Below are 7,301 nucleotides of genomic sequence, written 5' to 3'. Positions count from 1 at the left end.
GGTAGCATCCGTGGGGACGCCCCGCCGCGCGGCGGAGCGCGCAACCTGGATAGACCTGTCTTGCGGCCGGCGCCGCAACCCCGTGGGCAGAACGCCCGTCGCCTCGCCGGCCCCGCCGAGCGCGCTCATGCCGCTCGGCCATCACGCGCCCAGCGCGGGAGGAGAGCCACGCCATGGACGAGTTCGACGCCCTCACGAGCCGCCGGAAGACGCACGGCTTGAGCCTCAACCGCCTCGCCGCCGCCGGCGTGGTGCTGGTACTGGCGGCCATCGTCGTCTTCTCGAGCATGTTCACCGTCGACCAGGGCTACCGCGGGGTCGTCCTGCGGCTCGGCGCCTTCGAACGCATCGCGCCGCCGGGACTCGGCTTCAAGCTACCGCTCGTCGACCGCGTCGTCATGATGCGCGTCCAGACGAACTCCAAGGTGTACGACCGCATGGAGACCTACTCCCGCGACCAGCAGCTCGCGGAGCTGCGCGTCTCCGTCACCTACCGGCTCGTGCCGGAGATGGTCAACGAGGTGTACGCGCAGTTCGGGAGCGAGGAGGGGCTGGTCTCGCGCCTCATCGACCGGCGCCTCAACGAGCTGGTCCGCACCGTGTTCGGGCAGTTCAACGCCGTCGAGGCCATCCAGCAGCGCAGCCTGCTCAACCAGCAGGTCTCGGACGCGATCATGGGCGTGATCGATCCCGCCATCGTGGTCATCGAGTCCGTGCAGGTCGAGGACATCGCCTTCAGCGCAGCGTACGAGCAGTCGGTCGAGGCGCGCATGATGGCCGAGGTCGAGGTGCAGCGGCGCAGCCAGGAGCTCGAGCAGCAACGCATCCAGGCGCAGATCGTCGTGACGCAGGCGCAGGGCGCCGCCGACGCTCGCGTGGCCGAGGCCAAGGCTCAGGCCGAGGCCACGCGCCTCGCCGGCGACGCCGAAGCGAGCGCCATCCGCGCGAAGGGCGAGGCGCTACGCGACAACCCTCAGTTGGTCGCGTTGGTCACGGCCGAGTCCTGGGACGGCGTGTTGCCCACCACGATGCTGCCCGGCGGCGCGCTCCCCTTCATCGACGTGACGCGCTAGCGGCAGGCCGGTCGGGCGCTTAGCGCCAGGCCGCACCGACGGTCAGTCGCCCACGACCTTCTCGCGTTCCAACATCTCGTTGAGCGCGATGGCGGAGTGGGCGTAGGCGCCACCGGAGCGCATCTCGGCGGCGACCCAGATGGCCTCCATGATCTGCTCCTCGGTCGCGCCCTGGCGCAACGCCTCCTTCGTGTGGCCCTTGATGCAGTAGGGGCACTGCGTGGTGTGCGCGACGGCGACGGCGATGAGCTGTTTCGTCACGGCGGGGATGGCGCCTTCCGCGAACGCCGCCCGGCTGAACTCTCGCCAGGCGTCGAGCGTCTTCGGCGCGAGGCTGCGGCGCTTCTCCGCCATCTCCTTCGTCATCTGTGGGAGCATCTCCTGGCTCATGCGTGACTCCTTCCCGAGAGGTCGCTGCCGTCAGGGTAACGCTCCGCGCGCCGCCGCCGGCGACACCGGGTACCGTCTCAGTCGGGCCGCGCGTGCCACGGCCACGCCACGCAGCTGGCCACCTCCGGGAAGAGCACGATGTCGGCGCCCCTCCCCTTCAGGGCGAGGGTCGTGACCTCGCAGCCTGCGAGCAGCGCCCGCGCGAGGCCCAGGGTCTGCCCACTCACCGTCACGTCGTCGACGAGCAGCACCCGCGTCCCGGCCTGCGGCAGGCTCGGTGCGGCCAGCAGCTCCGGAGCGGGCCGGCGCGGCGAGTTGTCGGGAGCGCGGTAGTTGATATCGAACCTGGCGAGCGGCACGCCGAGCCTGTAGGCGAGCAGCGCGGCCGGGACCACGCCGCCGGTCGCCACGCCGATCACGAGGTCGACGCGCGGCAGTTCGGCGGCGGCGATCCGCCGCGCGATCTCCGTGAAAGGCAGTGCGACCTTCGCCCCGGCCGGCACGGTGACCGCGGTCACCGGCCGTGCGCCGCCCGGCCGCCGACGGCGGCGAGGCCGCCCAACGCCGCCAACGCCACCAGCCCGGGCGCCGCGCCGGCCAGGCCGGCCAGTGGCGCGAGCGGGTCGACGGCGGTTCCCCCCAGCGCCGCACCCGCCACGCCAACCGACCACCGGGCGATCAGGTAGGCGGCGGGTGCCGCCAGCGCCGCGCCGGCGACGCTCCTTCCGCGCCCGGCCAGCAGGCTCAGTCCCGTGAACACGATCAGTTCGGCCGTCAGGCCGGGCAGCAGGAACGTCGGGGGCATGCCCGTAAGGGCGTGGTTCAGGGCCGGCGCGGCCGTCGCCGCCACCAGGGCGGGCACGGGGCCGAGCAGGGCGACGGCGAGCAGCGGCGCCCAGAAGATGGGGAGCAGCGACGCACCGACTCCCTGGCCGCCCGGAAGGAGGTGGACGAGGAACGGCACCGCCACCGACGCGCCCACGGCCACCACCGAGAGCGACAACGTCCTGACCAACCTGCTTGAAGCGACGACCGTCACAGTCACGACTCCCATCTCACCGAGGCTCGCGGCCGCACCGAACTCGCGGGCCCCGGTGGCTCCCACCCTCCCCGGTCGGGAACCGGGTCGTGGCGCGAGGATACACGGTGGGGACGCGCGTGGCCGTCGCGCCTTGCCACGGCGACCGTCGCTCCGGCGCGGGGCCGCATACCCTACAGGGGTAACGCACCACCGCACGTAGAATCCCGGGAGAAAGGTAGGCCCCCGCCAGATGAACCGCCTCGCCCGCTCCCGTCCCGCTCGCCTCCTCGGCGCCCTCCTGCTCCTCGCCGCCCTGACCGGCGGCGCCTACTACGCGGGCTTCAGCCGCGGCCGCGAGGTCGCGCTGGCGGCACCCGCCGCACCCGGCGCCCGGCCTCTCGGCGAGCAGGCGCGCCGCGAAGCCAGCGACCCGTTCGCCCTCGGCAACGTCGACGCGCCGGTCGCGCTCGTCGTCTTCTCCGACTACCGCTGCCCCTTCTGCGCCCGCTACAGCCAGGCGACCGAACCCGAGCTCGTCGCGCGCTACGTCGACGCCGGCAAGCTCCGGATCGAGTGGCGCGACTTCCCCATCTTCGGCGACGCCTCGCTCCTCGCCGCGCGCGCCGGGCGCGCCGCGGCGGCGCAAGGCAAGTTCTGGGAGTTCAACCGCGCCGTCTACGCCGCGGCCCCCGCGAGCGGTCATCACGACCTGACGGAAGCCAAGCTGCGCGCCTTCGCCCAGCAGGTGGGAGTGGCCGACCTGGCGCGCTTCGAGCGCGAGATCGCGGACGAGACGCACGACGCGGCCATCGCCCGCGACTTCCAGCAGGCGCGCGGGCTCGGCGTGACGGGCACGCCGTCGTTCGTGATCGGCGGGCGCCCCCTCGTCGGCGCACAGCCGACCGAGGTGTTCGTGCGGCTCATCGACGAGGCGCTCATGGCCGCCGACTGATGCCCGACGTCGGGCTGGCCGGGGCCTTCCTGGGCGGACTCTTCGCGCTGGTGAGCCCATGCTCGGCGCTGCTGCTGCCGTCGTTCTTCGCCTACGCCTTCGACGGCCTCGGCCGGCTCGTGGCGCGGACGGGTGTCTTCTACCTCGGCCTGGCGCTCGTGCTGGTGCCCCTCGGCGCGGGGGTGGGCGCGATCGGCTCGCTCGTCACGCAGTACCGCGGCGCGGTCACGACGGTCGGCGGCCTGCTCCTCATCGTGTTCGGCCTGCTGGTCGTGACCGGGAGGGGCTTCTCGCTCCTGCCCTCGGCCGCCACCGCCCGGGCAGGCGCCGGCCGGGGCGCCATGGGCGTGCTCGCGCTGGGAGCCGTCTACGGCCTGGCGGGGTTCTGTTCCGGTCCGCTGCTGGGCGCGATCCTCACCTTCGCCATGACGGGCGGCAGCCCGACGTACGGTGCCCTGCTCATGGCCGCCTACGCGCTGGGGATGGTCCTGCCCCTACTGGTGCTCGCTCTCCTCTGGGACCGGCTCGAGTTGAGCAGGAGGCGGTGGCTCCGCGGGCGCGAGCTTCGGCTGGGCGGCTTCAAGGTCCACTCGACCTCGCTCCTCTCCGGCGCCGTGTTCGTGGGCATCGGCCTGCTCTTCCTCCTCACCGAGGGGACCGCCAACCTGGGCGGCGTCGCTTCCGTCGACACGCAGTTCCGGTTGCAGACCTGGACGACGGGTTGGGCCGTGAAGGTGCCCGACCTCGCGGTGGCCCTGGCGGTCGTGGCGGTCGCGGCCGCGTACGCGCTGTGGCCGCGCTCCGGCCGCGGGTGAGTCGAGCCTGGGCCGGCCTGGGTGGGGCACCGGCACCGGTCAGGCGTTAGCGCGGCGCCCACCGGAGGCGGCGGCGCGCCCGCTCACGGCGCGCCCGCTCACGGCACGCCCGCTCACTGCGCGCCCGCTCACGGCGCGCCCGGCACCGCCTCGTCCGGCACCGCCGCGCCCGGCCGCACCGCGGCGCCGCCCGCCCGGCCGGCTCATGAGCAGGCCGACCAGCGCGAGGGCCGCCGCCACGCCGCCCACCCACGGCCAGGTCGCTCGCTTCACCAGGAACGGCACGAGCCGCCACGCCACCGCCGCGTTGCCGTAGACGGCCTTCGCCAGCGCCACCACGAGCGGTTGCCTGCGGAGCAGCGCCCTCGCGCCCCTGCGCAGCGCCAGGTCGAGGCCGGCCGGCCCTCGCATCAACGCCTCGGCGTAGAGACCCTCGTCAGCGAGTCGCGTGACGGCCTTGCCGCCCCACTTCAGGCCGAGGGCGGGGTGAGGAACCGCCTCGACGAAGCGCGCGAGCGCGGCCACGTCGGCGGGGTCATCGGCGTAAGCGAGCACGCGCGCGGCGCGACCCGGCGGCAGCTTGCGCCCGATCCTACCGGCGTCCCCCAGCAGTGCGCCCAACGCGCCCCAGGCCCGCTCCCGCGCCAGCCGCACCACGCCCTTCGCGAAGCGCTCACCCAGCGCTCCGGCCCGCCGCGCCGCCTTGAGGAGCGCCGTGCCCGCACCGAGGTGCGGCGCCAGCGTCAGGGCGACGCCGGCCGACGACAGCGCCACCAGGACCTCGTCCGTCTCCTCGCCCCGCAACCAGGCGACTCCCTGGCGCGTGAGGTCGCGCACGTCGCCGAAGACCACCAGGTCGCTGGCGACCGCGCAGCCGATGCCGTAGGCGTCCTCGCCGCGGCCCGTCCAGATCCCGTCCACGCAACGCCCGAACACCGCCGACAGGCGGTTCCACTCCGCCTCGGCCGCCGCCGCCACCTCCTCGCAGGCGCCGGCCTCCGCGAGCTCCATGGCGTCGGCGTGACGCTCCGCCGCGAGCGCCCGGGCCGCCTCGGCGCAGTACGGGTAGGGCGCGAGCGCCTCCAGGTAAGGCCCATCCAGCGCCAGCCAGGCCTTGCCGCCGACGAGTCCCACCGCCGCTAGCAGCAGGGCCGCGCCCGCCAAGCGCCGTAGGAACCGCCTCACCTCCGGGCCCCCCCACCGCGTCGCGAACGACGGATCGGCATCACGCCGGTCATCCCGGCATCATCGCATGCGCTCGGGACGGGCGCCGCGGACCCCGCGCGCTCGGGCGGGCGCGACGACCCACGACCCTGGTAGAGTCGGAGCACCCACCCGGGCATCGCCAGGTGGCGTCCACGACCACCCCGCGGAAGGCAACGACCAGATGCGCGCAGCACGCTGACGAACGGAAAGTAGACAGCACCCCGTCTCACTCCAACCGGAGGTCAGCGTGAGTCTGCGACTCCGCGCCGTGGCCAAGCGCCACGGCGACCGGACATTGTTCCAGGCGGTGGACCTCGACGTCGCCAGCGGCGAGAAGACCGCCCTCATCGGACCCAACGGCAGCGGCAAGTCAACGCTGCTGCGCCTGATAGCCGGGCTGGAGGCGCCCGATGCCGGCACCATCCACGTGCGCGGCACGGTCTCCCTCCTCGCCCAGGTGACGGAGGCCGGCGACGCGCGCGTAAGCGACTGGCTGCTGCCTCCGGCCCTGGCGCTGGCCGCGGCCGACCTCGCCGCCGCCGAGCGCGGCCTGACGGCCGCGACGCCCGTCGCCATCGAGCGCTACGCGGCCGCCGAGGAGCGCTTCAGGGCGGCGGGCGGCTACGACCACGCCACGCGCACCGAACGCGTCCTGGACGGCCTCGCCATCGACGGAGCGGCGCGCATGAGCGAGCTGTCGGGAGGTCAGCGCCGCCGCGTGCACCTCGCCCGTCAGCTCCTGACGCGCGCGGACCTCCTGCTCCTCGACGAACCCACCAACCACCTCGACCGGGACGGCATCGAGTGGTTGGAGGCGTGGCTGCGCGCGAGCGACGCCGCGGCCGTCGTGGTGTCACACGACCGGCAGTTCCTCGACGCGACAGTATCGAGCGTCGCGGAACTGACGAGCGGAAGCCTGACGCCGTGGCCCGGCAACTACTCCGCCGCGCTGGCGCTGAAGGAGGCGGCGTTGGCGGCGCAGCACCGCCGTCACGAGGCCGAGGCGCGCAAGAAGCGCGAGCTGGAGGTCGAGGCGGCGCGCCTCAGGTCGGCGGGTCGCAGCGCGGACAGGTTCAACAGACGCCGCGCCGGGAACCAGGCGGTCGTACTCGCGAAGGCGAAGGCCGAGAACGTGTCGCGCACCCTGGCCGGCAGGGCTCGCGCCCTCGAGCGGCGCCTCGACCGCTTCGAGGTGACGCCGGCGCCGCGCGAGGACGAGGCCGTCGTCACGATCCCGACGGCACCGACGCCGAGCGCCGGAACGCGGCCCGGCGCGACGGCGGACGAGCCGCGCACCGGACCCACAGAGGTGGTGCGCCTCGCGGGCGTCACCCTCGAGCGCGGCGGCCGGCGGCTCTTCACCGGCCTGGACCTGCTGATCCGCCGCGGCGAGCGCGTGGCGCTCGTGGGCGCGAACGGCAGCGGCAAGAGTAGCCTCATCGCGACCGTCGTCGGCGAGCTGGCCCCGACCGCCGGCACCGTCACGCTCGGGCGCGGCCTGACCTGGCGGTTCGCGGGCCAGCACGGGGAGGAACTGGGCGCCTTCGTCACGGTGGAAGACGCGGTCCGCGACGCCAACCCCACCATCGGCCGGCAGGAGCTGCACCACCTGCTCGCGCGCCTCGGCCTGCCGCCGGACCCGCAACGGGAGGTGGCCACGTTGTCGGGAGGGCAACGCACCCGCCTGAGCCTGGCCAGGTCGAGCGTGTCGCGCGCCGCGCTCCTCATCCTCGACGAGCCGACGAACCACCTCGACGCGGGCATGGTGGCGGCCCTCGAGGAGCACCTCATGGCGCGCGCCGGCACGCTCCTCTTCGCGTCGCACGACAGGCGGCTGGTGGCCA

The 7,301-nt window shown here is 74.2% G+C and carries 8 protein-coding genes; 4 read left to right on the top strand and 4 right to left on the bottom strand.

Annotation, left to right across the window (positions count from 1 at the left end; all coding sequences use genetic code 11):
* Positions 1-173 precede the first annotated feature (173 nt).
* The gene (locus tag H3C53_08905; protein MBW7916784.1) at positions 174-1,073 is read left to right on the top strand and encodes a prohibitin family protein; all 900 of its coding nucleotides are present in this window, start codon (positions 174-176) and stop codon (positions 1,071-1,073) included.
* 42 nt (positions 1,074-1,115) lie between these two features.
* Here H3C53_08905 and H3C53_08900 read toward each other — a convergent pair whose 3' ends face one another.
* The 3 genes from H3C53_08900 to H3C53_08890 all read right to left on the bottom strand — a co-directional run bounded on the left by H3C53_08900 (position 1,116) and on the right by H3C53_08890 (position 2,517).
* Complete coding sequence (locus H3C53_08900; GenBank protein MBW7916783.1) at positions 1,116-1,463, bottom strand: carboxymuconolactone decarboxylase family protein; 348 nt, start codon at positions 1,461-1,463, stop codon at positions 1,116-1,118.
* Positions 1,464-1,540: 77 nt separating this feature from the next.
* A complete protein-coding gene (locus tag H3C53_08895; GenBank protein MBW7916782.1) occupies positions 1,541-1,981 on the bottom strand; it encodes a phosphoribosyltransferase in 441 nt (146 codons plus the stop codon).
* Entirely contained in the window at positions 1,978-2,517 is a 540-nt protein-coding gene (locus tag H3C53_08890; GenBank protein ID MBW7916781.1) for a hypothetical protein, read from the bottom strand. The genes H3C53_08895 and H3C53_08890 overlap by 4 nt, the downstream gene beginning before the upstream one ends.
* A gap of 217 nt (positions 2,518-2,734) precedes the next feature.
* Between H3C53_08890 and H3C53_08885 the strand changes: the two genes are divergently transcribed.
* Together H3C53_08885 and H3C53_08880 are read left to right on the top strand one after the other, a co-directional pair.
* The gene (locus H3C53_08885; protein ID MBW7916780.1) at positions 2,735-3,436 is read left to right on the top strand and encodes a thioredoxin domain-containing protein; all 702 of its coding nucleotides are present in this window, start codon (positions 2,735-2,737) and stop codon (positions 3,434-3,436) included.
* Complete coding sequence (locus H3C53_08880) at positions 3,436-4,251, top strand: cytochrome c biogenesis protein CcdA (protein ID MBW7916779.1); 816 nt, start codon at positions 3,436-3,438, stop codon at positions 4,249-4,251. Before H3C53_08885 ends, H3C53_08880 begins: the two co-directional genes overlap by 1 nt.
* 39 nt (positions 4,252-4,290) lie before the next feature.
* On the opposite strand, the gene H3C53_08875 is transcribed toward H3C53_08880, so the two are convergent.
* A complete protein-coding gene (locus tag H3C53_08875) occupies positions 4,291-5,436 on the bottom strand; it encodes a hypothetical protein (GenBank protein ID MBW7916778.1) in 1,146 nt (381 codons plus the stop codon).
* 268 nt (positions 5,437-5,704) lie between these two features.
* Between H3C53_08875 and H3C53_08870 the strand changes: the two genes are divergently transcribed.
* Positions 5,705-7,301 (top strand): ABC-F family ATP-binding cassette domain-containing protein (locus H3C53_08870; GenBank protein MBW7916777.1); only part of this gene is annotated, 1,597 nt, incomplete at its 3' end.

Source organism: Trueperaceae bacterium (assembly GCA_019454765.1).
Taxonomy (GTDB): Bacteria; Deinococcota; Deinococci; order Deinococcales; family Trueperaceae; genus JAAYYF01.
The sequence above is the reverse complement of the archived record's forward strand: the minus strand, read 5'-3'. Positions and strand labels throughout refer to the sequence as shown.

What these genes read in the sequence shown, in the direction of transcription:
- H3C53_08905 (MBW7916784.1), top strand. Translation starts at nt 174, where the DNA reads ATGGACGAGTTCGACGCCCTCACGAGCCGCCGGAAGACGCACGGCTTG.
- H3C53_08900 (MBW7916783.1), bottom strand. Translation starts at nt 1,463, where the DNA reads ATGAGCCAGGAGATGCTCCCACAGATGACGAAGGAGATGGCGGAGAAG.
- H3C53_08890 (MBW7916781.1), bottom strand. Translation starts at nt 2,517, where the DNA reads ATGGGAGTCGTGACTGTGACGGTCGTCGCTTCAAGCAGGTTGGTCAGG.
- H3C53_08885 (MBW7916780.1), top strand. Translation starts at nt 2,735, where the DNA reads ATGAACCGCCTCGCCCGCTCCCGTCCCGCTCGCCTCCTCGGCGCCCTC.
- H3C53_08880 (MBW7916779.1), top strand. Translation starts at nt 3,436, where the DNA reads ATGCCCGACGTCGGGCTGGCCGGGGCCTTCCTGGGCGGACTCTTCGCG.